The organism is Sphingopyxis sp. J-6, from assembly GCF_046603995.1.
Taxonomy (GTDB): domain Bacteria; phylum Pseudomonadota; class Alphaproteobacteria; order Sphingomonadales; family Sphingomonadaceae; genus Sphingopyxis.
In genome coordinates, this window is sequence record NZ_CP145810.1 from 2004947 (window position 1) to 2026787 (window position 21841).

At 64.7% G+C, this 21841-nt stretch carries 20 protein-coding genes; 7 read left to right on the forward strand and 13 right to left on the reverse strand.

All coding sequences use genetic code 11. From position 1 onward, the window contains the following. Positions 1-7 precede the first annotated feature (7 nt). The 6 genes from V6U71_RS09600 to V6U71_RS09625 are packed head-to-tail and all read right to left on the reverse strand — an operon-like array spanning position 8 to position 5688. Complete coding sequence (locus tag V6U71_RS09600; protein WP_411342036.1) at positions 8-859, reverse strand: HpcH/HpaI aldolase/citrate lyase family protein; 852 nt, start codon at positions 857-859, stop codon at positions 8-10. Next, positions 859-1311, reverse strand: coding sequence for a MaoC family dehydratase (locus V6U71_RS09605; RefSeq protein ID WP_054727031.1), 453 nt, complete (start codon positions 1309-1311; stop codon positions 859-861). Before V6U71_RS09605 ends, V6U71_RS09600 begins: the two co-directional genes overlap by 1 nt. A 4-nt stretch (positions 1312-1315) precedes the next feature. After that, a complete protein-coding gene (locus V6U71_RS09610) occupies positions 1316-1774 on the reverse strand; it encodes a GNAT family N-acetyltransferase (protein WP_411342037.1) in 459 nt (152 codons plus the stop codon). Beyond that, positions 1771-3645, reverse strand: coding sequence for an acetyl/propionyl/methylcrotonyl-CoA carboxylase subunit alpha (locus V6U71_RS09615; protein ID WP_411342038.1), 1875 nt, complete (start codon positions 3643-3645; stop codon positions 1771-1773). The genes V6U71_RS09610 and V6U71_RS09615 overlap by 4 nt, the downstream gene beginning before the upstream one ends. Beyond that, complete coding sequence (locus tag V6U71_RS09620; protein ID WP_411342039.1) at positions 3642-4037, reverse strand: hypothetical protein; 396 nt, start codon at positions 4035-4037, stop codon at positions 3642-3644. Before V6U71_RS09620 ends, V6U71_RS09615 begins: the two co-directional genes overlap by 4 nt. A 52-nt stretch (positions 4038-4089) precedes the next feature. Next, the gene (locus V6U71_RS09625; protein WP_411342040.1) at positions 4090-5688 is read right to left on the reverse strand and encodes a carboxyl transferase domain-containing protein; all 1599 of its coding nucleotides are present in this window, start codon (positions 5686-5688) and stop codon (positions 4090-4092) included. Positions 5689-5834: 146 nt separating this feature from the next. Here V6U71_RS09625 and V6U71_RS09630 point away from each other — a divergent pair, with 146 nt between their 5' ends. Beyond that, positions 5835-7919, forward strand: a complete 2085-nt coding sequence (locus V6U71_RS09630) for a M13 family metallopeptidase (RefSeq protein ID WP_411342041.1) — start codon at positions 5835-5837, stop codon at positions 7917-7919. A gap of 20 nt (positions 7920-7939) precedes the next feature. Here V6U71_RS09630 and V6U71_RS09635 read toward each other — a convergent pair whose 3' ends face one another. Genes V6U71_RS09635 through V6U71_RS09645 form a run of 3 tightly spaced genes read right to left on the reverse strand, consistent with a single transcriptional unit; the run spans position 7940 to position 9737 of the window. Then, positions 7940-8218 (reverse strand): hypothetical protein, encoded by a 279-nt coding sequence (locus V6U71_RS09635; RefSeq protein ID WP_411342042.1) that lies wholly within the window; start codon positions 8216-8218, stop codon positions 7940-7942. Further along, entirely contained in the window at positions 8215-8571 is a 357-nt protein-coding gene (locus V6U71_RS09640; RefSeq protein ID WP_411342043.1) for a hypothetical protein, read from the reverse strand. The genes V6U71_RS09635 and V6U71_RS09640 overlap by 4 nt, the downstream gene beginning before the upstream one ends. Beyond that, positions 8568-9737, reverse strand: coding sequence for an isovaleryl-CoA dehydrogenase (locus V6U71_RS09645; protein ID WP_411342044.1), 1170 nt, complete (start codon positions 9735-9737; stop codon positions 8568-8570). Before V6U71_RS09645 ends, V6U71_RS09640 begins: the two co-directional genes overlap by 4 nt. A 100-nt stretch (positions 9738-9837) precedes the next feature. Here V6U71_RS09645 and V6U71_RS09650 point away from each other — a divergent pair, with 100 nt between their 5' ends. The 5 genes from V6U71_RS09650 to V6U71_RS09670 all read left to right on the forward strand — a co-directional run bounded on the left by V6U71_RS09650 (position 9838) and on the right by V6U71_RS09670 (position 15738). Then, the gene (locus V6U71_RS09650; RefSeq protein ID WP_411342045.1) at positions 9838-10740 is read left to right on the forward strand and encodes a LysR family transcriptional regulator; all 903 of its coding nucleotides are present in this window, start codon (positions 9838-9840) and stop codon (positions 10738-10740) included. Positions 10741-10833: 93 nt separating this feature from the next. Further along, the gene (gene cysD / locus V6U71_RS09655) at positions 10834-11739 is read left to right on the forward strand and encodes a sulfate adenylyltransferase subunit CysD (RefSeq protein ID WP_411342046.1); all 906 of its coding nucleotides are present in this window, start codon (positions 10834-10836) and stop codon (positions 11737-11739) included. 118 nt (positions 11740-11857) lie between these two features. Beyond that, positions 11858-13771 carry a sulfate adenylyltransferase subunit CysN gene (gene cysN, locus V6U71_RS09660; RefSeq protein ID WP_411342047.1) on the forward strand — a complete coding sequence of 638 codons (1914 nt, stop codon included), beginning with the start codon at positions 11858-11860 and terminating at the stop codon, positions 13769-13771. After that, positions 13731-14519, forward strand: coding sequence for a 3'(2'),5'-bisphosphate nucleotidase CysQ (locus tag V6U71_RS09665; protein ID WP_411342048.1), 789 nt, complete (start codon positions 13731-13733; stop codon positions 14517-14519). Before cysN ends, V6U71_RS09665 begins: the two co-directional genes overlap by 41 nt. Positions 14520-14598: 79 nt before the next feature. After that, entirely contained in the window at positions 14599-15738 is a 1140-nt protein-coding gene (locus tag V6U71_RS09670; protein ID WP_411342049.1) for a zinc-binding dehydrogenase, read from the forward strand. Between the two features lie 39 nt (positions 15739-15777). Here the strand turns inward: V6U71_RS09670 and V6U71_RS09675 are convergent, their stop codons facing one another. From V6U71_RS09675 to V6U71_RS09690, 4 genes are all read right to left on the reverse strand, one after another. Further along, positions 15778-16932, reverse strand: a complete 1155-nt coding sequence (locus V6U71_RS09675; protein ID WP_411342050.1) for a cell wall hydrolase — start codon at positions 16930-16932, stop codon at positions 15778-15780. A 9-nt stretch (positions 16933-16941) separates the two neighbouring features. Next, complete coding sequence (gene cysK / locus V6U71_RS09680) at positions 16942-17862, reverse strand: cysteine synthase A (RefSeq protein WP_411342051.1); 921 nt, start codon at positions 17860-17862, stop codon at positions 16942-16944. Further along, positions 17859-18527 (reverse strand): RBBP9/YdeN family alpha/beta hydrolase, encoded by a 669-nt coding sequence (locus V6U71_RS09685; RefSeq protein WP_411342052.1) that lies wholly within the window; start codon positions 18525-18527, stop codon positions 17859-17861. Before V6U71_RS09685 ends, cysK begins: the two co-directional genes overlap by 4 nt. Positions 18528-18666: 139 nt before the next feature. Then, the gene (locus V6U71_RS09690; protein ID WP_411342053.1) at positions 18667-19971 is read right to left on the reverse strand and encodes an MFS transporter; all 1305 of its coding nucleotides are present in this window, start codon (positions 19969-19971) and stop codon (positions 18667-18669) included. A 129-nt stretch (positions 19972-20100) separates the two neighbouring features. On the opposite strand from V6U71_RS09690, the gene V6U71_RS09695 reads away from it, so the two are divergent. Beyond that, positions 20101-21825: a DUF885 domain-containing protein gene (locus V6U71_RS09695; RefSeq protein WP_411342054.1), complete on the forward strand. Its 1725-nt coding sequence runs from the start codon at positions 20101-20103 to the stop codon at positions 21823-21825. Positions 21826-21841: the final 16 nt, after the last annotated feature.

Consider the following 21841-nt stretch of genomic DNA (forward strand, 5'->3'; position numbering starts at 1 on the left):
CCGACGGTCAATCCGCCAGCGACAGGATATGCTGCGCCTGCTTGAGGTGCGGGGCATCGACCATCTTGCCATCGACCTGCAACACCCCGACGCCGGGGTTGGCGGCAAAGGCGTCGACGATACCCTGCGCGCGCGATACCTCGTCGTTCGAGGGGGTAAAGGCGGCATTGATCGGCGCCACCTGTGAAGGGTGGATCGCCATCATCCCGGTAAAGCCGTCGCGCCGCGCGCGGGCGGCATAGGCGGCAAGCCCTGCCTCGTCCTTCATTGCCGGGAATACCGTGTCGATCGCCGCGACGCCCGCGCCGTGCGCCGAGAACAGGGTCAGCGACCGGGCGACCTCATAGGGCGCGGTATAGCTGCCGTCGTCGTGGCGGCTCGTCGTCGCGCCGATGGCCGCCGGCAGGTCCTCGGCGCCCCAGGTCAAGCCGAGCAGCCGCTCCCTGACCTCACGATAGCTGCCGAGTGTGAAGATCGCCGCCGGGGTTTCGGTCGCGATCGGCAGGATCGCGGGCAGCGAGGCGTCGCGTGCCGACTCGCTGCGCAGGATCGTGTCGAGTTGCTGGATAGCCGGCGCGCCCTCCGCCTTGGGCAGCATGATCGCGTCGGGCCGTGCGCCGACGACCGCGGCGACGTCGGCGGCGGTCATATGGCCGTCGAGCGGATTGACGCGGACGAGCGTGATGACTTCGCGTTCGCCCGCCAGATAGTCGGCGATCGCGGCGCGCGCTGCTTCCTTGTTCGCGGGCGATACCGAATCCTCAAGGTCGAGGATGATCGCGTCGGCGCCCGACGCCGCCGCCTTGGCGAAGCGTTCGGGACGGTCACCGGGAACGAACAGGAGCGAGCGCAGGCGCATCAATTTTCCTTCTTTTTCAGCAGCGCGGAGCGTTCGCACTGACACACGGTTTCGCCGCGCTGGTTGATCGCGCGGTGCAGGAAGGTGACGATACCCGCATTCGGCCGCGATTTGGACTCCTTGAGACCGACGACCTCGCTGGTCGCACGAAGCGTGTCGCCGATGAACACCGGCTTGGGCATCACCAGCTTGTCGTAGCCGAGGTTGGCGACAAGCGTTCCCAGCGTCGTATCGCCGACCGACAGCCCGACCATCAGGCTGAAGGTGAAGGTGCCGTTGACGAGAATCTGCCCGAACTCCGACGCCTTCGCCGCCTCGATATCGAGGTGCAGCGGCTGCGGATTGTGCGTCATCGTCGTGAACAGCAGATTGTCGGTTTCGGTCACCGTGCGCCGGATATCATGCTCCAGCGTGTCGCCGACCTGCCATTCGTCGAAAAACCTGCCTGCCATATTCTCAGTCCCTCAGATGAAGTTTCATGCCGACATGGCTCTGGACGAAACCAAGTCGGGCGTAAAAGCGGTGCGCCGCAGTCCGGCTCGCCGACGAAGTGAGCTGGACGAGCTTGCAGTCGCGTGCGCGGCATTGGTCTACCGCCCACAGGATCATCTGCTCGCCAAGTCTTTGGCCGCGCAGTTCAGCGGCAATGCGCACCGCCTCGATCAGCCCGCGCCAGCTTCCGCAAAAGGAAAGCCCGGGGAGGAAGCTCAATTGCATCGTCCCGACGACGCGGCCGCCCAGTTCGGCGGCGATCAGTCGCTGGTTGGGGTCGGCATCGATCGCCTCGAACGCCGCGCGATAGCGCGGGTCGTCCGGCGCCGCCTCGCGCTGCGGCGGGATGGTGTCCTCCGCGAGCATCGCAAGGATGGCGGGCAGATCCTCCGCTGTCGCGTCGCGCAGGATCAACACGCTCACTCGGCCGCCTCGATCCGGACGAGCAAGGCCTCGACCTGCACCTGCGCGCCGGCTTCGGCATTGAGCTCCGCAACGACGCCATCGAACGGCGCGGTCAGGCTGTGCTCCATCTTCATCGCTTCGAGCGTCAGCAGCTTCTGCCCCTTCACCACGGTATCGCCCGCAGCAACCTCGACCGCGATGACCTTGCCGGGCATCGGCGACAGGATCGCGCCGTCGCCTGCCGAGCCGCCCGCCGCACCATCGGTGCGGTCGGGGGCGATGACCAGCGTGGCGCCGTCATGCACCATCAAAAGGGCAGCGCCGCCGTCAAAGGGTTCGAAATGGCTGGTGAAATAGCCGTCCTGGCGCGCGTCGGCGTCGAATTCGAGCCGCTGGCCATTAACCTTGAGCGCGCGCCGCCGTTCGGACACCCGATTGAGGCGGAAGCCGGCGAGATCCGTCGGCACCGTGGCTTCGCTCTCGAGCTTCGCGGCGGCCACCGTCAATTCTATCGCAGGCGGCACAGGGTTTGCCGCCAACGTGTCGCCGCGGCGTTCGATCAGTCCGGTATCGACATCGCCGTTCTGAAAATCCTCGTCGCCGAGCAGGCGATAAAGGAAGCCGGCATTTGTCTTCACCGGCCAAACGCCGAGCGTCGACAGTTCCTGTTGCAGATATTCGATCGCCTCGCCGCGCTGCCCGCCGTGCGTGATCACCTTTGCGATCATTGGGTCGTAAAAGGGTGAGACTTCGCTACCCTCCTCGATCCCCGTATCGACGCGCGACGACAACGGCAGCAACAATATGTCGAGTTTGCCGGTGCTCGGCAGGAAGCCCGTCGCCGGATCTTCGGCATAGAGGCGCGCCTCCATCGCCCAGCCGTTGATGTATAAATCCTCCTGGCGCAGCGGCAGCGGCTCGCCGCTCGCGACGCGGAGCTGCCATTCGACCAGGTCGACGCCGGTGATTTCCTCGGTCACCGGATGCTCGACCTGCAGGCGGGTGTTCATTTCCATGAACCAGATGCGGTCGGCGCGCAGGCCCTCGCTGCCGTCGGCGATGAACTCGATCGTCCCCGCGCCGACATAATCGACCGCTTGTCCGGCGCGGACCGCGGCGGCGCACAGCGCCTCGCGCGTTTCCTCGTCCATGCCGGGGGCGGGGGCTTCCTCGATCACCTTCTGGTGGCGCCGCTGCAACGAACAGTCGCGCTCGAACAGATGGACGATATTGCCGTGCGTGTCGCCGAAGATCTGCACCTCGATATGGCGCGGGCTCAGGATATATTTTTCGATCAGCACATGGTCGTTGCCGAATGAGGCCGCCGCTTCGCGCTGGCACGAGGCGAGGGCGTCGGCGAAGTCCGCCGCGGCATCGACCTTGCGCATCCCCTTGCCGCCGCCGCCGGCGACCGCCTTGATGAGGACCGGATAGCCGATGCTGGCGGCTTGTTCCGCCAGGAAGGCCGGGTCCTGATTTTCGCCCATATAGCCCGGCGTCACCGGCACCCCGGCATCGGCCATCAGCTTTTTCGCGGCGTCCTTGAGGCCCATCGCGGTGATCGACGACGGCTTGGGCCCGACCCAGACGAGCCCGGCGTCGAGCACCGCTTGAGCGAATTCGGCATTTTCGGAGAGGAAGCCATAACCGGGGTGGATCGCCTCGGCGCCGGTCACCTTGGCGGCGGCGATGATCTTTTCGCCGACCAGATAGCTTTCGCGTGCTGGCGAAGGCCCGATGTGCACGGCCTCATCCGCCATGCGGACGTGCAGCGCATTGGCATCGGCGTCCGAATAGACGGCAACGGTACGAATGCCCATCGCCCGCGCGGTGCGGATGATACGGCAGGCGATTTCGCCGCGATTGGCGATCAGGAGGGATTGGATCATAGACCTAGCATCTCGTTCAAGGAGCGCCACTGAATGTGTGCGGGTGGCGCTTGCCGATTTAGAAAAGAAACGAACACATCAACGGCGTCCTTCAATAGGAACCACTCGTCCGACTTCATCGTAATGTCGCCAGCTCCGGTGCTGATTTTCGCGCCATCCGCGTATTTTGGCGACGGTGTGTCTTGAAACGCGTGCTCATGAATCGGAGGCGCGACCTGTCGCCTTTCAAGCACGCACCACGGACGGCTACCGGCGGCCTGTACATAGTTCCCGGTCTTATCTGCCAGCGACACGAATGATGTGCCTGATCGTGAAAGCCCTAACACGGCCTGACGGACATCATCTTCAGTTGGATTGCTCAGTGGCGACAGCCCTTCGCCTTCGAGCGTCATCGTTGCCGGGCCGGGCGATTTTGAGAATAGTTTGCCAAGCAGTCTCATAGGATCACATCCTGAACACGCCGAACCCGCGGTCTTCGACCGGGGCGTTCAGCGTTGCGGCGAAGGCAAGACCCAGCACGTCGCGCGTCTGGGCGGGGTCGATGATGCCATCGTCCCACAGGCGCGCGGTGGCGTGATAGGGATTGCCTTCGTCTTCATATTTCTGGCGGATCGGCGCCTTGAAGGCTTCGGCCTCTTCGGGGGTCCATTTGTCGGCGTCGCGGTGGACGGTCGCCAGCACCGACGCGGCCTGTTCGCCGCCCATCACGCTGATCCGCGCATTGGGCCAGCTAAAGAGGAAGCGCGGGCTATAGGCGCGGCCGCACATGCCGTAATTGCCGGCGCCGAAGCTGCCGCCGATCAGCACGGTGATCTTGGGCACCGTCGCGGTTGCGACCGCGGTCACCAGCTTGGCGCCATGCTTGGCGATGCCCTCGGCCTCATATTTGCCGCCGACCATGAAGCCCGAAATGTTCTGGAGGAAGAGCAGGGGAATGCGCCGCTGCTGCGCGAGTTCGATGAAATGCGCGCCCTTGACCGCACTCTCGCTGAACAGCACGCCGTTGTTGGCGAGGATCGCGACCGGAATGCCCCAGATATGCGCGAAACCGCAGACGAGGCTCGACCCGTAATTCGCCTTGAACTCGTGAAATTCGCTGCCGTCGACGATGCGTGCGATCACCTCGTGCACGTCGTAGGGCGCGCGCACGTCGCTCGGCACAATACCGTACAGTTCCTCGGGGTCGTACTTCGGCGGCCGCGGTTCCTTGATCGCGACCTCGAACCCGCTTTCCTCGCCAAGGTGGCTGACGATATCGCGGACGATGGTCAGCGCATGTTCGTCATTCTCGGCGAGATGGTCGACGACCCCTGACTTCTTGGCGTGCAGGTCGCCGCCGCCCAAATCCTCGGCGCTGATTTCCTCGCCCGTCGCCGCCTTCACCAGCGGCGGCCCGGCAAGGAAGATCGTGCCCTGATTGCGGACGATTACCGTCTCGTCGCTCATCGCGGGAACATAGGCGCCGCCGGCGGTGCAGCTTCCCATCACGCAGGCGATCTGCGGGATGCGCTTCGCTGACATGTTCGCCTGATTGAAGAAGATACGGCCGAAATGGTCGCGGTCGGGGAAGACCTGATCCTGATGCGGCAGGTTGGCGCCGCCCGAGTCGACCAGATAGATGCACGGCAGGCGGTTCGCCTCGGCGATCTCCTGCGCGCGGAGGTGCTTCTTGACCGTCATCGGGTAATAGGTGCCGCCCTTCACCGTCGCGTCGTTGCAGACGATCATGCACTGGCGGCCCGAAACGCGGCCAATGCCCGCGATCATGCCCGCGCCCGGAACCTCGCCCTCATACATGTCGCCCGCCGCGAGCTGGCCGATTTCGAGGAAGGGCGATCCCTGGTCGAGCACCCGCTCGACGCGCTGGCGGGGGAGCAGCTTGCCGCGGCTCGTGTGCCGCTCGCGCGCCTTTTCATTGCCGCCCAGCGCCGCCTCGCCGACGCGCGCCCACAACTCGTCGCGCAGCGCGCGGTTGTGCGCGTCGTTGGCGCGGTAGGTCTCGCTGTCACGATGGACCATGGTTCCGAGTACTGGTGCGCTCACGTCGAAAATTCTCCTGTCACTGCCCGCCGGACTAATCCGCCGCTCGTCGATTGCAAAGGACCGCAGGCCGAAATTGGTTGGTATTGAAACCGGGTTGGCGCAGGCCTAGACCCTTCGCCTGTCCCCATGAAAGCAAGGTTTTCGTTATGAAAAAGACCGTCTTTGCCATCCTGCTGTCCACCGCCGCGATTGTCGCGGGGCCCGTCGCCTGTTCGAAGGGCGACAAGCAGGAAGCGAGCTATACCGTCGGCACCGGGATCGGCATCAACAAGGCCGCGATGGACACCGCCGTCAAACCCGGCGACGATTTCTACGCCTACGCCAACGGCAACTGGCAAAAGACGACCGAAATCCCCGCCGACCGCTCGTCGATCGGTGCCTTCCTGGTCGCCCAGCTCGAAACCGAAAAGCGGAACCGCGAACTGATCGATGCGATCGTCAAAGGCAATGCCGGGGCCGACACCGACGAAGGCCGCATCGCCGCCTTCTACAAGGCCTACATCGACACGAAGGCGATCGACGCTGCGGGGATGAAGCCCGTCGCTGTCGACCTCGCGCGCTTCGACGCGATCGCCGACAAGGCCGCCCTGTCGAAGATACTCGGCGAACAGGTTCGCGCCGACGTCGATCCGCTCAATGCGACGAATTTCTTCACCGAAAACCTGTTCGGCATCTTCGTGACGCAGGGGCTCGCGACGCCCGGCGACACCATTCCCTATATGTTGCAAGGCGGTCTCGGCCTGCCCGAGCGTGAATATTATCTGTCGTCCGATCCGAAGATGGCGGGCATCCGCACCGCCTATCAGGCCTATATCGCCAAGCTGCTGACCGCCGCGGGGCAGGCCGATGCCGAGGCGAAGGCCAAGCGCATCTACGATCTCGAGGCCAAGATTGCCAAGGCGCACGTCACGCGCGAACAGAGCGAGGATTTCACCAAATCCGCCGGCGTGTGGACCAAGGACGATTTTGCGAAGAAGGCGCCGGGCATCGACTGGCCGGTCTTCTTCGCCGCCGCGAAGCTCGACGGCGCGGGCAAATTCGGCGCCTACCACGGCGCAGCGATCACCAACCTGTCGGCGCTGGTAGCGTCGCAGCCGCTCGATGCGTGGAAGGACTGGCTGGCGTTCCATCAGATCAACAGCCACGCCGATGTGCTGCCGAGCACGATCGACAATGCGCATTTCGCCTTTTACGGCACGACGCTGTCGGGCACGCCGCAGCAGCGTAGCCGGGACAAGCGCGCACTCGCGGCGCTCGATACCTATCTGGGCGATGCTGTGGGCAAAGCCTATGCCGATAAATATTTCCCCGCCTCCGCCAAGGCCGAAGTCGGCGACATGGTGACGAACATCAAATCCGCCTTTGCCAAGCGCGTCGAGACGATCGACTGGATGGCGCCCGAAACCAAGAAGGAGGCGATCAAGAAGGTCGAAACGATCGCGGTCGGGGTGGGCTATCCCGAAAGCTGGCGCGATTACGGCAGCTACACCGTCAGCGCCGCCGACGCCTATGCGAACGAGGTCGCCGGGCAGCAGGCCGAATATGCGCACCAGCTCGCCAAGATCGGCAAGCCGATGGACAAGGGCGAATGGTGGATGGTCCCGCAGACGGTCAACGCCGTGAACCTGCCGGTCCAGAACGCGCTGAACTTCCCCGCGGCGATCCTGCAACCGCCTTTCTTCAACGCCTCCGCCGACCCGGCGTATAATTATGGCGCGATCGGTGCGGTCATCGGCCACGAGATCAGCCACAGCTTCGACAACAATGGCGCGGCGTTCGATTCGACCGGGGCGCTGCGCAACTGGTGGACCGCGGCGGATCTGGCGAAGTTCAACGCGGCGGGCGCGGCGCTCGCGGCGCAGTATGACGGGTACAAACCGTTCCCCGACCTCGCGCTCAACGGCAAGCTGACGCTCGGCGAAAATATCGCCGACGTTGCCGGGCTTCAGGCCGCATACGACGCTTATCACGCCTCGCTGAAGGGCAAGGAAGCGCCGGTGATCGACGGCTTCACCGGCGACCAGCGTTTCTTCATCGCCTTTGCGCAGACCTGGGCGACCAAGATGCGCGACGAGGCGCTGCGCCAGCGGGTGGCGACCGACGGTCATGCGCCCGGCATGTATCGCGCGCTGACGGTGCGCAACCTCGATGCGTGGTACAAGGCGTTCGACGTTCGCGAGGGCGACAAGCTCTACCTCGCGCCCGACAAGCGTGTGCGCGTCTGGGGCTGATGGGGAAGCGGGGCGGTGCATCATGTGCCGCCCTCGTCTTTTGTAGCCGGCTTTTTCCGGATCAGGTGACTGTAGACGCCGACGAGATTGATGCAGAGCAGCGCGACATTCTGCCACCCGATGCCTTCGCTGTCGGGTTGCAGGAACCCCCACGCGATCAGGGCAAGGCTGCTCGTCACGAAGATCACGAACGCCCAGCCGTTCCAGCGCTCGCCAAGGTTGAGCGAGACGAGCAGCGCCGCCAGCGTCGCGGCGGCGGCGCCATAATATTGGAGGGCGTCGAGCAGCGTCTGGCTCATGATAATGCCAACGCGCCGATCAGCGCGAAGATGCCCGCGCTGCTGAGTGCGGGCCATGCGATATGGCGGCCGCGTGTATATGCGGCATTGACCAGCCCCGTCGCGAGCCATGCCGCACCGATCACGATCAACAGGCCCGGCGAAGTACCCGGCCAGGCCACGGCGGCCGCCGAAATCAGCATCAGGACCGACGTGGCATGCCAGGCAAAACGGATAATCCGCCGCGACAGCGGATCGGCGAGCAGCCCGGCTTCGCTGCGCAGCATCGGCACGATCAGCCGCCGGTATCCCAGCACCGAATGAACCCCGGCCGTCGTCACCATGAAGGCGGCCGACAGCCAGAGCCAGATCACGCGCCGGCGCCGATCAGTTCGCGGCCGATCAGCATGCGGCGGATCTCGTTCGTCCCCGCACCGATGTCGAGCAGCTTGGCATCGCGCCAGAAACGTTCGACCGGCCAGTCCTTGGTATAGCCGGCACCGCCCAGCGCCTGGATCGCTTCGCCGGCGACCTTCACCGCGCTTTCGCTGGCGAGCAGGATGCAGCCTGCGGCGTCGAAGCGCGTCGTCTGGCCGGCATCGCAGGCCTTGGCGACATTATAGACATAGGAGCGCGCCGACTGGAGCGCGACATACATGTCGGCGACCTTCGCCTGCATGAGCTGGAACGACCCGATCGGCTTGCCGAACTGCTTGCGCTCGCGAACATAGGGGATGACCGTATCGAGACAGGCCTGCATGATGCCGAGCTGGAGCCCCGCGAGCACAACGCGCTCATAGTCCAGCCCCGACATCAGCACCCCGACGCCGCCGTTCTCGGGTCCCATGACCTGTTCGGCGGGCACTTCGCAGTCGTCGAAAACCAGCTCGGCGGTCGGCGAACCGCGCATCCCGACCTTGTCGATCTTTTGCCCGATGCTGAAGCCCGGCATGTCCTTCTCGATCAGGAAGGCGGTGATGCCGCGCGATCCCGCCTCGGGGCTCGTCTTGGCATAGACGACCAGCGTATCGGCATGGGTTGCGTTGGTGATCCAGAATTTGGTGCCGTTCAGGACGAAGCGGTCGCCCTTCTTCTCCGCCTTCAGCTTCATCGACACGACGTCGCTGCCCGCGCCGGCTTCCGACATCGCAAGGCTGCCGACATGCTCGCCGCTGATCAGCTTGGGGAGATATTTCGCCTTCTGTTCGGCATTGCCCCAGCGGCGGATCTGGTTGACGCACAGGTTCGAATGCGCGCCATAGGAGAGGCCGATTGCGCCGCTCGCGCGGCTCACTTCCTCGACCGCGATCACATGCTCGAGATAGCCGAGATTGAGGCCGCCCCATTCCTCTTCGACGGTGATGCCGTGCAGGCCGAGCTCGCCCATCTGCGTCCACAGTTCGTCGCGCGGGAACCAGTCCTCACGGTCGGCCTTGTCGGCGAGCGGGGCGATCTGTTCGTCCGCAAAGCGGGCGGTCGTGTCGCGGATCATGTCGGCATTTTCACCGAGGGCGAAATCGAAATCGGGGGTGGCGCGCATGGATCAGCCTATCGAGAGGGCGGGATGAAGGCGCGATAGTGCCCGAAAAGCGTACCATATGGAAATTGAAACGATTGCAGGATTATCATAAGTAGAATTTATGATAAAGCGCACCCATATCCGCCAGTTCCTCGCCGTCGTCGACGCCGGCAGCTTCACGCAGGCCGCGCTGCGCATCCGGGTGACACAGCCGGCGCTGTCGACCGGCATCGCCGAACTCGAAAAGCTGGTCGGCACGCCGCTGTTCATCCGCAACCGCCGCCAGATCCGGCTGACCGAGGCTGGCGGGCGCTTCCTCCCGATTGCGCGCGACCTCGAACGCGGGTTCCACACCGCCGACCGCTTCGGACGCAGCGCCGATAGCGTTGCGACCGGGCTCAAGCTCGGCACGATCCGCTCGGCGCCCGGCGAGTTGCTGCAGGCGCTCGCCACCGTACTGCGCCCGGGCTTTGCCATCGAGCTGGCCGAAAGCACCGAGTCCGACCTCCGCTCGGCGGTCGGCAGCGGCCGCGTCAACATGGCGTTGCTCCCGCTCCGCCCCGATGAGCGCGGGCCGCATATCCTGCCGCTTTACGAAGAGCCGCTGACAATGTTCGTCGCGACCGACCACCCGCTGGCGGGCCGGGTCGAGGTCGCGCCCGAGGAATTGGCGGCCGAGACCATGATCGCGCGCCGGTCGTGCGAATTCCTCGATGCGACCAGCCGGTTCTTTACGCGCCACGGCGTCCGTCCACGCTTTGCGCTGCGCAGCGACAGCGATGACCGTTGCCTGCGCATGGTCGCTGCGGGGGTCGGCATCACCACCGCGCCGGTGTCGCTAGCGATCGAGGGCATCGTTCCGCTGAAAGTTGCGGGTTACGACTTCCGTCGCGAGCTGGGGTTGATCCTCGACCCGGCCTGGGCCGAGCTTCCCGAGGTCGCGCCGCGGCTGACGCATGGTCTTGAGACGATCGCAAGCATCGCCGCTGACTGGCGCGAAATGAAGGTGGAGGGGGCGGCCTGACTCTGCGGCGGGCCGGGGCCCCACAAGTCTGGCTTGCAGCGCCAAAAGCCCATACAGCTTGCCCGCCGTCATGAGCGGCGGCAAGGGCGGAACATGATCGATACGCTGACCCATTTGGACCGTCTTGAGGCGGAGAGCATTCATATCATGCGCGAAGTGCTGGCGGATGCTGTGAAGCCGGTGATGCTTTACAGTGTTGGCAAGGACAGCGCGGTGATGCTGCATCTGGCGCGCAAGGCCTTTTATCCTTCGCCGCCGCCGTTTCCGCTGCTGCATGTCGACACGACGTGGAAGTTCCAGGCGATGTATGACCTCCGCGACCGGATGGCGGCGGAGAGCGGGATGGAGCTCATCGTCTACCAGAACCCCGAGGCGAAGGCGCGGGGGATCAACCCGTTCGACCATGGCCCGCTGCACACCGACATGTGGAAGACCGAAGGGCTGAAGCAGGCGCTCGACCTCCACGGCTTCGACGTCGCCTTCGGCGGTGCACGCCGCGACGAGGAAAAGAGCCGCGCCAAGGAACGCATCTTCTCGTTCCGCACCGCAAGCCACGGCTGGGATCCGAAGAAGCAGCGCCCCGAACTGTGGAACCTCTACAATGCGCGGAAAGCGAAGGGCGAAAGCATTCGCGTCTTCCCGATCTCGAACTGGACCGAACTCGACATCTGGCAATATATCGCGCGCGAGAATATCCCGATCGTGCCGCTCTACTTCGCCGCGCCGCGCCCGACGGTGGAGCGCGACGGCCTGCTGCTGATGGTCGACGACGAGCGCTTCCCGCTCAGGGAAGGCGAAGTGCCGGCCCTCCGCTCGGTGCGCTTCCGCACGCTGGGCTGCTATCCGCTCACCGGCGCGGTCGAGAGCGAAGCGACGACGCTCAGCGAAGTGATCCAGGAAATGCTCCTCACGACCACCAGCGAGCGGCAGGGCCGCATCATCGACAAGGATGGCGGCGACGCCAGCATGGAGAAGAAGAAGCAGGAGGGGTATTTTTGACCCGCCACGTCAATCTTCAGATTGATGAAGGGTCAACCCCCGCGAAGGCGGGGGCCGCCAGCGGCAGAGTACCCATGCCAACGGCCCCCGCCTTCGCGGGGGCGACGAGTAAGGCCATATGACCAAAACATCTACCGATCCTGTTTACGTCACCGACGCGCTGATCGCCGAGGATATCGACGCCTATCTCGAACAGCATCAGCAGAAATCGCTGCTGCGCTTCATCACCTGCGGCTCGGTCGACGACGGCAAGTCGACGCTGATCGGGCGGCTGCTCTATGACTCGAAGATGATCTTCGAGGATCAGCTTGCGGCGCTCGAGGCGGACTCGAAGCGCGTCGGCACGCAGGGACAGGAGATCGACTTCGCGCTGCTCGTCGACGGCCTCGCCGCCGAACGCGAGCAGGGGATCACGATCGACGTCGCCTATCGCTTCTTCACGACGGAGAAGCGCAAGTTCATCGTCGCCGACACCCCGGGGCACGAACAATATACGCGCAACATGGTCACCGGCGCCTCGACCGCCGACCTCGCCGTCATCCTGATCGATGCCAGGAAGGGCGTGCTGACCCAGACGCGGCGCCACAGCTTCCTCGCCCATCTGATCGGCATCAAGCATATCGTGCTTGCGGTGAACAAGATGGACCTTGTCGATTACGACAAGACGGTGTTCGAGCGCATCCTGCTCTCCTACCGCGCCTTTGCGAGCGAGATCGGCATTACGAACTTCACTGCGATCCCGATCTCGGGGTTCAAGGGCGACAATATCACCGCGCTGTCGGACAACACGCCCTGGTACAAGGGCCCGGCGCTGATCGAGCATCTGGAGGCGGTCGAGGTCGGCAGCGCCGCCGACGAGGCGAAACCCTTCCGCATGGCGGTGCAGTGGGTCAACCGCCCCAACCTCGACTTCCGCGGCTTCTCGGGCCAGCTTGCGAGCGGCAAGGTCAGGCCGGGCGACGCGGTGCGTATCCTGCCCAGCGGTAAGACGACGACGGTTGCCCGCATCGTCACCCTCGATGGCGATCTGGGCGAAGCGGTCGCGGGCCAGTCGGTGACGCTGACGCTGGCCGACGAGGTCGACTGCTCGCGCGGCGACGTTATCGCCGCGGCGGACAATCCGCCCGAAGCCGCCGACCAGTTCGAGGCGACTTTGGTGTGGATGGCCGACGAGGCGATGATCCCCGGGCGTGCCTATTGGCTGAAGCTGGCGACGCAGAGCGTCTCGGCGACGGTGCAGGCACCGAAGTATGAGATCAACGTCAACACGCTCGACCATCTCGCGGCGAAGACGCTCGACCTCAACGGCATCGGCGTCGTCGAGCTGTCGACCGACAAGCCGATCACCTTCGAGGCCTATGGCGACAACAGGACGCTCGGCGGCTTCATCCTGATCGACAAGCTGACCAACGCGACGGTCGCGGCGGGCATGCTGCACTTCAGCCTGCGCCGCGCGCAGAATGTCCACTGGCAGGCGACCGACATCGACCGCGACATGCGCGCGGGCCTCAAGAACCAGCGTCCCGCGCTGCTCTGGTTCACCGGCCTCTCGGGCTCGGGCAAGTCGACGATCGCCAACCTCGTCGAGAAGAAGCTGCACCGGATGAACCGCCACAGCTTCCTGCTCGACGGCGATAATGTCCGCCACGGGCTCAACCGCGATCTCGGGTTCACCGAAGCCGACCGGATCGAGAATATCCGCCGCGTCGGCGAGGTCGCGAGGCTGATGACCGACGCCGGGCTGATCGTCATCACCGCGTTCATCAGCCCGTTCCGGGCCGAGCGCGAGATGGTGCGCAGCATGCTGCCCGAGGGCGAGTTTATCGAGATCTTCGTCGACACCCCGCTCGCCGAAGCCGAGCGCCGCGACGTCAAGGGCCTCTACAAGAAAGCCCGCGCCGGACAGCTCAAAAACTTCACCGGCATCGACAGCCCCTATGAAGCGCCCGAGACGCCCGAAATCCGCATCGATACCACCAACATGACACCCGATGAAGCCGCTAACCTCATCGTCGACAGGCTGCTGGGATAGGCGCGTGATCGAAAGCGACGAACAACTCGCCGAAAGGCTCGCGACAGCGGCAGGGCGGATATTGCTCGATCTCCGTGCCCGCGGCGAATTCGAGGGCAAGGCGCTCGGCAAGGCGGGTGACGAAGCTGCCAATGCGATGCTCTGCCGTGAACTGAGAGAAGCACGGCCCGCCGACGCGCTGTTGTCCGAAGAGGAAAAGGACAATGTCGCCCGCTGCGCGCAAAGCCGCGTGTGGATCGTCGACCCGCTCGACGGCACCCGCGAATATGGCGAGGGCCGCAACGACTGGGCCGTCCATGTCGCGCTCGCCATCGACGGGGTCGCGCGGGTTGGTGCCGTGGCCTTGCCCGGCCTCGATGTGACGCTGACGTCGGGGGCTCCCGTCGCGCTCCAGCCCGCTAATACGCCGCCGAAAATGCTGGTCAGCCGTACGCGCCCCGCCGCCGAAGCGGTCTTCGTTGCCGAAAAGCTCGGCGCCGAACTCGTGCCGATGGGCTCGGCAGGGGCCAAGGCGATGGCCGTGGTCCGCGGCGAGGCCGATATCTACCTTCACACCGGCGGGCAATATGAGTGGGACAATTGCGCTCCCGCCGCGGTGGCCGCCGCTGCGGGGCTCCACGTCAGCCGCGCCGACGGCTCGCCGCTCCGCTACAACAATGCCGATACCTACCTGCCCGACCTGCTGATCTGCCGGGAGGAACTGGCCGACGACGTGTTGCGGTTCGCGGCGGAATATTCGCCGGGATGACCGGCTATGGAGAGGTTGCCAGCGGCATCGGCACACCTTAATCCGTTGCATCGAAAAACCGAACAACGGGAGATGCGCGATGACCGACCTGCCTGATACCAACCTTGTCATGCTGACGCTGGTGAAGCCCGAAGGGCAGCTCGAAGTCTCGCTCGAGCGCCGGCCGATGCCGCAGCTCAAGCCGCACGAGGTGCTGGTGAAGGTGCTCGCGGCGCCGATCAACCCGTCCGACCTGGGCCTGCTGTTCGGTGGTGCCGACATGACGACGGCGCAGGCATCGACGCGCGACGGCCTCCCCGTGATCACTGCCGATGTCCCGCCCGCGGGAATGCGCGCGATGAGCGGCCGTGTCGGCGATGCGATGGCGATCGGCAACGAAGGCTGCGGGCTGGTCGTGAAAGCCGGGGATTCGCCGGAGGCGCAGGCGCTGCTCGGCAAGACCGTCGCGCTGCTCGGCGGCGAAATGTACGCCGAATATCGCTGCCTGCCCGTGCAGATGGTAATGCCGCTTCCCGACGGCACCGACCCAGCCGACGGTGCCTCCTGCTTCGTCAATCCGCTCACTTCGCTGGCTTTCACCGAGACGATGCGGATGGAGAACCACAGCGCGATCGTTCACACTGCGGCTGCATCGAATCTCGGCCAGATGCTCGTCAAGATTTGCGCCAAGGACGGCATCCCGCTCGTCAACATCGTCCGGAGCGACGCGCAGGTCGAGATTCTGAAGGCCATCGGCGCGAAATATATCGTCAACAGCAGCGCCGACGATTTCATGGAGCGGCTGGTCGATGCGATCGTCGAAACAGGGGCGACGCTGGGCTTTGACGCGACCGGCGGCGGCAAGCTCGCCGGGCAAGTGCTGACCGCGATGGAAGCTGCGGCGGTCAAGCGGATGACGAGCTACAGCCGCTACGGCTCGGACACCTTCAAGCAGGTCTATATCTATGGCGCGCTCGACCTGTCGCCGACGACCTTCTCGGCGCGCAGCTTCGGCCTGACCTGGGCGCTTGGCGGCTTCCTGCTGACCCCCTTCATGGCCAAGGCGGGCATGGAGGTCGTGGGCCGGATGCGGAAGCGGGTCGTCGATGAACTGACGACGACGTTCAAGAGCCACTACAGCCACGAAATCTCGCTGGCCGAGGCGCTCGATGTCGACACGGCGCAGGCCTATAATGCCAAACGCACCGGCGAGAAATATCTGCTCAAGCCGCACGGCTGACAAGCAGGCGGTGCCCCGGCGAAAGCCGGGGAACCGGCCTCAGCGCTTCATACATTGGCGCGTGTCGTCGCGCTTATATTCGCTGCAGTTCCAGAGCGCCTTTTCGAACCCTGCCTTGTCGTCGCGGAGATAGGAAAAGGTCATCGCGGCGCGCTGCATGTCGCTCATCGCGTCGCTGTCGGGCTTGAGCGTCGGGTTGGTCCAGCCCATGAACTTGCAATAGGGCTTGTCGCCGCAGAGGCGCAGCGCGGTGGTGACGAAGCTTTCGGGCGCCGCCTTGCGGTCGAGCGCGACATAGATGGTGTCGCGGCCCGCGGCTTCGCCGGCGCCGGCGATCACCTTGGCCTCGCCGAGTGCGGCATTGGCATCGACTCCCGCGAGCTCGGTCGGCGGCACCCCAAGCGCGAGCGCGTGGAGCGGCGAGAGTGCCGCCATCTTCGCAACCGGGCCGTCGTTCCCCGATACCGCGCCGCGGAACGCGCCGGGCGTTCCCCAATAGCCAGGCCAGCGGAAGAACAGGTGCGTGTCGACGATCGCGATCTTTTCGAGGCTGTCGCTCCAGTATGGGCGGACCCAGTCGGTGTGATAATGGGTGGCGAGCCCGACGGCGGGGTAGGTAAGGCCCGACATCATCATGTCGGCATTGACCTGCGCCCGCGTCCACGCGGCCTCCGAATAGCGGCGGGCGAGCGCGCCGTCGCAGGTGAAGGTGAACTGGCAACCGGTGCTGCGTTCGGAACCCTGGAAGACGACCCCGCAAATCGACTTGGGAAAGGCGGGATGGCGCGCGCGGTTGATGATGACCTGGCCGACCGCGAGCTGGCCCTTGCTGTCGTCGCCTGCCTCGTAAAGCATCGCGGCTGCCAGACAGTCGCGGGCGCGGCTGCGTGCATCGCCGTCGCCAGCATAGACGAAGGGGCGGGGTGTCGCGAAATCCTTGGTTATCAGAGGGATTTTCGCATTGGCTGCGCGCGCATCATCCTCGGTGACGGGCGCCAGTTCCATCGGCAACACGTCGGGGACGATATCGGCGGGCGGTGCGACCGGATGCGGGCGTGTTGCCACACCGCCGCCGCCGATCTGGCCGCTCAGATGCAATACGCCGACGATCGCGGCGACAGCCAGCAGCACGAACAGCCAGCCCGACCGTTCGCGCCACAATGGCAACGTCACCGGATCGCCCTCGGGGCGCATGCAGGGGGATCAGATCTCGGGAAGGAAATCGGGAACCGACAGGTAACGCTCGCCGGTGTCATAATTGAAACCGAGCACCCGGCTCCCTGCCGGAAGTTCGGCGAGCTTCTGCGCAATCGCAGCGAGCGTCGCGCCCGACGAAATGCCGACCAGCATGCCTTCTTCGGTCGCGGCGCGACGTGCGAAATCCTTTGCGGCGGCGGCGTCGACCTTGATCACGCCGTCGAGCAGGTCGGTGTGCAGGTTCCGCGGGATGAAGCCGGCCCCGATGCCCTGGATCGGGTGCGGCGCGGGCTGTCCGCCGGAGATGACCGGCGATGCTTCCGGCTCGACTGCAAAGACTTTCAGGTTCGGCCAATGCTGCTTCAGGAACTGTGCCGTACCGGTGATATGGCCGCCGGTGCCCACCCCGGTGATCAGCACGTCGATCGGGGTGTCCTTGAAATCCTCATAGATTTCGGGGCCGGTGGTGCGGACATGGACCTCGATGTTGGCTTCGTTCTCGAACTGCTGCGGCATCCATGCGCCGGGCGTCGTCTCGACCAGTTCGATCGCGCGTTCGATCGCGCCCTTCATGCCCTTTTCGCGCGGGGTCAGGTCGAACGTTGCGCCATAGGCAAGCATCAACCGGCGGCGTTCGACCGACATGCTTTCAGGCATGACGAGAACCAGCTTGTACCCCTTGACCGCGGCAGCCATCGCCAGGCCGATGCCGGTGTTCCCCGACGTCGGCTCGACGATGGTACCGCCGGGCTTCAGGCTGCCGTCCTTTTCGGCGGCCTCGATCATCGCCAGCCCGATGCGATCCTTGATCGACCCGCCGGGATTGCTGCGTTCCGACTTCACCCAGACTTCGGCGTCGGGGAACAGCTTGGCGACGCGGATGTGCGGCGTGTTCCCGATGGTATCGAGAATCGAATTGGCTTTCATGATCGGTGCGCTCTTTCCTTGAATTCGAACCGCGGGTCGCGGCGGACGCGGTTCGGCCAGTCTCCGGCACGAAGCCAGAGCGCCTCGTCCGTGAGCGCCGGTACGGGCGCGGGTTGTAACGATGCGAGCAGATACTGTCCATAAGGCCAATCTGCGATCCCCGAGTCGGCGTTGATATGACCGAAGGGTCCTGCGTTGACGAAGCGCGCGTCCCACTGCCGCGACAGCCGCCAGACGTGCGACGTCTTGGCATAGGGATCATTGTCGCTCGCCACGACGATCATCGGCGTCTGCGACGTGAAGGAAGGCGAATCGGCGAAGCTCGTCGCGCGGTTGTCGCGCCGAAGCTGTGACAGTTCGGGCGGCGCGACCAGCAGCGCGCCGGCGATGCGGGCGCGGGCGAAATCGCTCGCCTGCGCAAACCAGTGCGCGAAGGCATGACAGCCCAGGCTGTGCGCCGCGATCAGCACCGGTTCGCTTTCGGCCGACATCGCCGCGGCGATCCGTCCGACCCATTCGTCGCGGTCGGGGTCGTTCCAGTTGCCGAGCTCGATTCGCTCGCAGGCGCCGAACTTCTGCTCCCACAGGCTTTGCCAATGGGTCGGGCCGCTATTGTAGAGCCCCGGTATCGTCAGGATTTTATGGTCGATTGTCGAGCTGTGCATGACATGTGCTCCATCCATGGGGGAGTGAGAGGGAGCCGCGGTGACGGGTGGCACCTAAATAACTCAACTAATTAAATTGACAATAGCCTTTGGACGGAATGACGGACAATTGCGGCAGACGGTTTTGGCGCCTGCGGTCCTATTGCTTGAACTGCGGTTCGAAGGTGCGCGCGCGCCGCAGTTCGGGGAACAGCCACGCCCACAATGCGGTCACGCCGACCGCCGCCGCCCCGCCAAGCGCGACGGCGCTGACCGGACCCAGCGCCGCGGCCATCGCGCCCGCGCGCATTTCGCCCAGTTCGTTCGAGGCCGATATGGCGAGCCCCGAGGCGGCGCTCACGCGCCCGCGCATGTGATCGGGGGTGTTGAGCTGGATCAGCGTGCCGCGCACGAAGACCGAGAACATGTCGGCCGCGCCCATGACGACAAGCAGACCGAGCGACAGAAAAAAGCTGGTCGACAGGCCGAAAGCGACGGTGACCGCACCGAAGACGGCGACTGCCCACAGCATCTTGACCCCGACGTTGCGCTCGATCGGGCGCCAGGCGAGCCCCAGCGCGACGACGGCCGCGCCGACAGCCGGTGCGGCACGGAGCAGGCCGAGTCCCTCGGACCCGGTGTGCAAGATGTCGCGTGCGTAAACCGGCAGCATCGCGGTCGCGCCCGACAGGATCACCGCGAACAGATCGAGCGTGATCGTGCCGAGCAGGAAGCGCTCGGTCCACACGAAGCGGAGACCATCGACCATCTCGCGCAGTGGATGACGGCGCACCTCGGCAGGCGGCGGCAACACGGGCCGGACGCGGCTGAGCGTGAAAGCCGAGACGGCAAGCAGCACAACCGCGAAAATATAGACCGACGTCGGATGCGCCGCATAGATGAGGCCGCCGGCGGCAGGGCCGATCACCGACGCAGACTGCCAGGCGATGCTGCTCATCGCGATCGCGCGGGGCAGCACGGCTGGCGGCACGATATTGGGAGCGATCGCGCTCATCGCCGGACCCGAGAAAACGCGTGCGACGCCGTGCAGCGCCGCGAGACCGAAGAGCAAGGACAGCGACAGGCCATCGGTCCAGGTGAACCAGCCGAGCGTCGCGGCGATGAGAATATCGATAAGGTTGGAGAATATCGCCACGGTACGGCGCTCGAACCGATCGGCCGCCCAACCCGCGACCGGGGTGAGGATGGCGAGCGGCAGGAACTGGAACAGCCCGAGCAGGCCGAGCTGGAACGACGCCTCCTTGATCGACATGCCGTAATCGGTGCGCGCGGTGTCGTAGAGCTGGTACCCGATGACCACGACCATCGCGATCGTCGCCATCACCGCGGTGAAGCGTGCGAACCAGTAATAGCGATAGTCGGGAAAGCTGAGCGGGGAGGGGGCTTTGGGATCGGCGCCCGGCATCACCGGTTCGTCAGCGGGTTCGGGTGGGAGCGTTGCCATCGCGTTCCGCCCTAAACCGCTTTTCGGGCCTGTCCAGACGGCTTGCGCCTGCCGTTCGTCGATTAACGGATGTCATCGATGGCACCGAGTGGCAAAAAGCCGGGCATCGGAGTTCAGGGAGTTTACCGGATGAGAAAATATTTTACCCGCTTTGGCGGTGCCGCGATGGCGGCAAGCTTGCTGGTCCTTACCGCCTGCAATGCGTCTGACAACAAATCCGCATCGACCCAGGGGAGCGCGGAAAACTGGACCGCGTTCCGCGACAATTTCCTTGCCGGCTATTTCCCGCTCAACCCGAACTTCGCGGTTTATCAGGGCAAGCACGAGTTCGATGGCCAGCTTCCCGACTGGTCGCGCGAGGGTATCGAAAAACAGGCGGCGTTCCTTGAGAAGACGATTGCCGACGCAAAGGCGTTCGACGGCAAGATGACCGATGCCGAAAAGTTCGAGCGCGATTATCTGGTCCATGTCGCCCAGGGGCAGCTCTTCTTCCTTCGCGATACGGATTTCGCGCAGAAGAACCCCGCTTTCTATGTCGGCGCGCTCGATCCCAACGTCTATATCGCAAGGCCCTATGCCGATGCGACGACGCGGATGAAGGCCTTCATCGCCTATGCGCAGAAGGTTCCGGCGGCCGCCGAACAGATCAAGGCGAACCTGAAGCTGCCGCTGCCCGCGACCTTCGTCAAATATGGCACGGCGGGCTTCGGCGGTTTCGCCGATTATTATACCGGCGACGCCAAAAAGGCCTTTGCCGAGGTCAAGGATGCCGAGTTGCAGAAGCAGTTCGACGATGCTGCGGCCAAGGCTGCGGCGGCGATGAAGGATCTCGCCGCCTATGTCGGTTCGCAGCCCGGCACGGCCGACGGCTATGCGCTCGGCGCCGACAAGTTCGCCAAGATGATCCTGACCAACGAAGGTGTCGACACGCCGCTCGACGAACTCGAGCGTATCGGCCAGGCCGACCTCAAGCGCAATCAGGATGCGCTGAAAGCCGCCTGCGCGACCTATGCCGCGGGGATGACGATCGCCGACTGCATGAAGAAGATGAACTCGGACAAGCCCGCCGACGGTCCGGTCGCCGAGGCACGCCGCCAGCTCCCGGCGCTCCGCGCTTTCCTCGTCGAAAAGGATCTGGTGACGATCCCCGGCACCGAACAGGCACAGGTCGAAGAATCGCCGCCGTACAACCGGCAGAACAGCGCCTATATCGACATCCCGGGACCGTATGAGAAAGGTCTGCCGTCGGTCTATTACATCTCGCCCCCCGATCCGACGTGGGACAAGCAGACCCAGAACGACTTCGTCCCGGGCCGCAAGGACCTGATGTTCACCTCGGTCCACGAAGTATGGCCCGGCCACTTCCTCAACTTCCTCCATTCGAACCGCGCCGAGAGCATCTTCGGCAAGCTGTTCGTCGGCTATGCCTTCGCCGAGGGCTGGGCCCATTATACCGAGGAAATGATGTGGGACGCCGGGCTCGGCGACGGCGACCCCGAAACGCATATCGGCCAGTTGTCGAACGCGCTGCTGCGTGACTGCCGCTATCTGTCGGCCATCGGGCTCCACACCAAGGGCATGACCGTCGCCGACTCCGAAAAGCTGTTCAAGGAACAATGCTATCAGGACGAAGGCAACGCCCGCCAGCAGGCGGCGCGCGGCACCTATGATCCGCTGTACCTCAATTACACGATGGGCAAGCTGATGATCCGCAAGCTCCGCGAGGATTGGACCAAAGGCGACAAGACCAAGTGGAAGGCATTCCACGACCAGTTCCTGTCATACGGCGGGCCGCCGATCCCGATGGTGCGCGCCGCAATGATGAAGGAAGAGGCGCCGAAGGCGGTCTTCTGAGGCTGGCGAATCGGCG

What these genes read in the sequence shown, in the direction of transcription:
- V6U71_RS09645 (WP_411342044.1), bottom strand. Translation starts at nt 9,737, where the DNA reads ATGCGCGCCACCCCCGATTTCGATTTCGCCCTCGGTGAAAATGCCGAC.
- V6U71_RS09615 (WP_411342038.1), bottom strand. Translation starts at nt 3,645, where the DNA reads ATGATCCAATCCCTCCTGATCGCCAATCGCGGCGAAATCGCCTGCCGT.
- V6U71_RS09650 (WP_411342045.1), top strand. Translation starts at nt 9,838, where the DNA reads ATGATAAAGCGCACCCATATCCGCCAGTTCCTCGCCGTCGTCGACGCC.
- cysK (WP_411342051.1), bottom strand. Translation starts at nt 17,862, where the DNA reads ATGAAAGCCAATTCGATTCTCGATACCATCGGGAACACGCCGCACATC.
- V6U71_RS09665 (WP_411342048.1), top strand. Translation starts at nt 13,731, where the DNA reads ATGAAGCCGCTAACCTCATCGTCGACAGGCTGCTGGGATAGGCGCGTG.
- cysD (WP_411342046.1), top strand. Translation starts at nt 10,834, where the DNA reads ATGATCGATACGCTGACCCATTTGGACCGTCTTGAGGCGGAGAGCATT.
- V6U71_RS09635 (WP_411342042.1), bottom strand. Translation starts at nt 8,218, where the DNA reads ATGAGCCAGACGCTGCTCGACGCCCTCCAATATTATGGCGCCGCCGCC.
- V6U71_RS09670 (WP_411342049.1), top strand. Translation starts at nt 14,599, where the DNA reads ATGACCGACCTGCCTGATACCAACCTTGTCATGCTGACGCTGGTGAAG.
- V6U71_RS09630 (WP_411342041.1), top strand. Translation starts at nt 5,835, where the DNA reads ATGAAAAAGACCGTCTTTGCCATCCTGCTGTCCACCGCCGCGATTGTC.
- V6U71_RS09685 (WP_411342052.1), bottom strand. Translation starts at nt 18,527, where the DNA reads ATGCACAGCTCGACAATCGACCATAAAATCCTGACGATACCGGGGCTC.
- V6U71_RS09620 (WP_411342039.1), bottom strand. Translation starts at nt 4,037, where the DNA reads ATGACGCTCGAAGGCGAAGGGCTGTCGCCACTGAGCAATCCAACTGAA.
- V6U71_RS09600 (WP_411342036.1), bottom strand. Translation starts at nt 859, where the DNA reads ATGCGCCTGCGCTCGCTCCTGTTCGTTCCCGGTGACCGTCCCGAACGC.
- V6U71_RS09695 (WP_411342054.1), top strand. Translation starts at nt 20,101, where the DNA reads ATGAGAAAATATTTTACCCGCTTTGGCGGTGCCGCGATGGCGGCAAGC.
- V6U71_RS09690 (WP_411342053.1), bottom strand. Translation starts at nt 19,971, where the DNA reads ATGGCAACGCTCCCACCCGAACCCGCTGACGAACCGGTGATGCCGGGC.
- V6U71_RS09605 (WP_054727031.1), bottom strand. Translation starts at nt 1,311, where the DNA reads ATGGCAGGCAGGTTTTTCGACGAATGGCAGGTCGGCGACACGCTGGAG.
- V6U71_RS09675 (WP_411342050.1), bottom strand. Translation starts at nt 16,932, where the DNA reads ATGCGCCCCGAGGGCGATCCGGTGACGTTGCCATTGTGGCGCGAACGG.
- cysN (WP_411342047.1), top strand. Translation starts at nt 11,858, where the DNA reads ATGACCAAAACATCTACCGATCCTGTTTACGTCACCGACGCGCTGATC.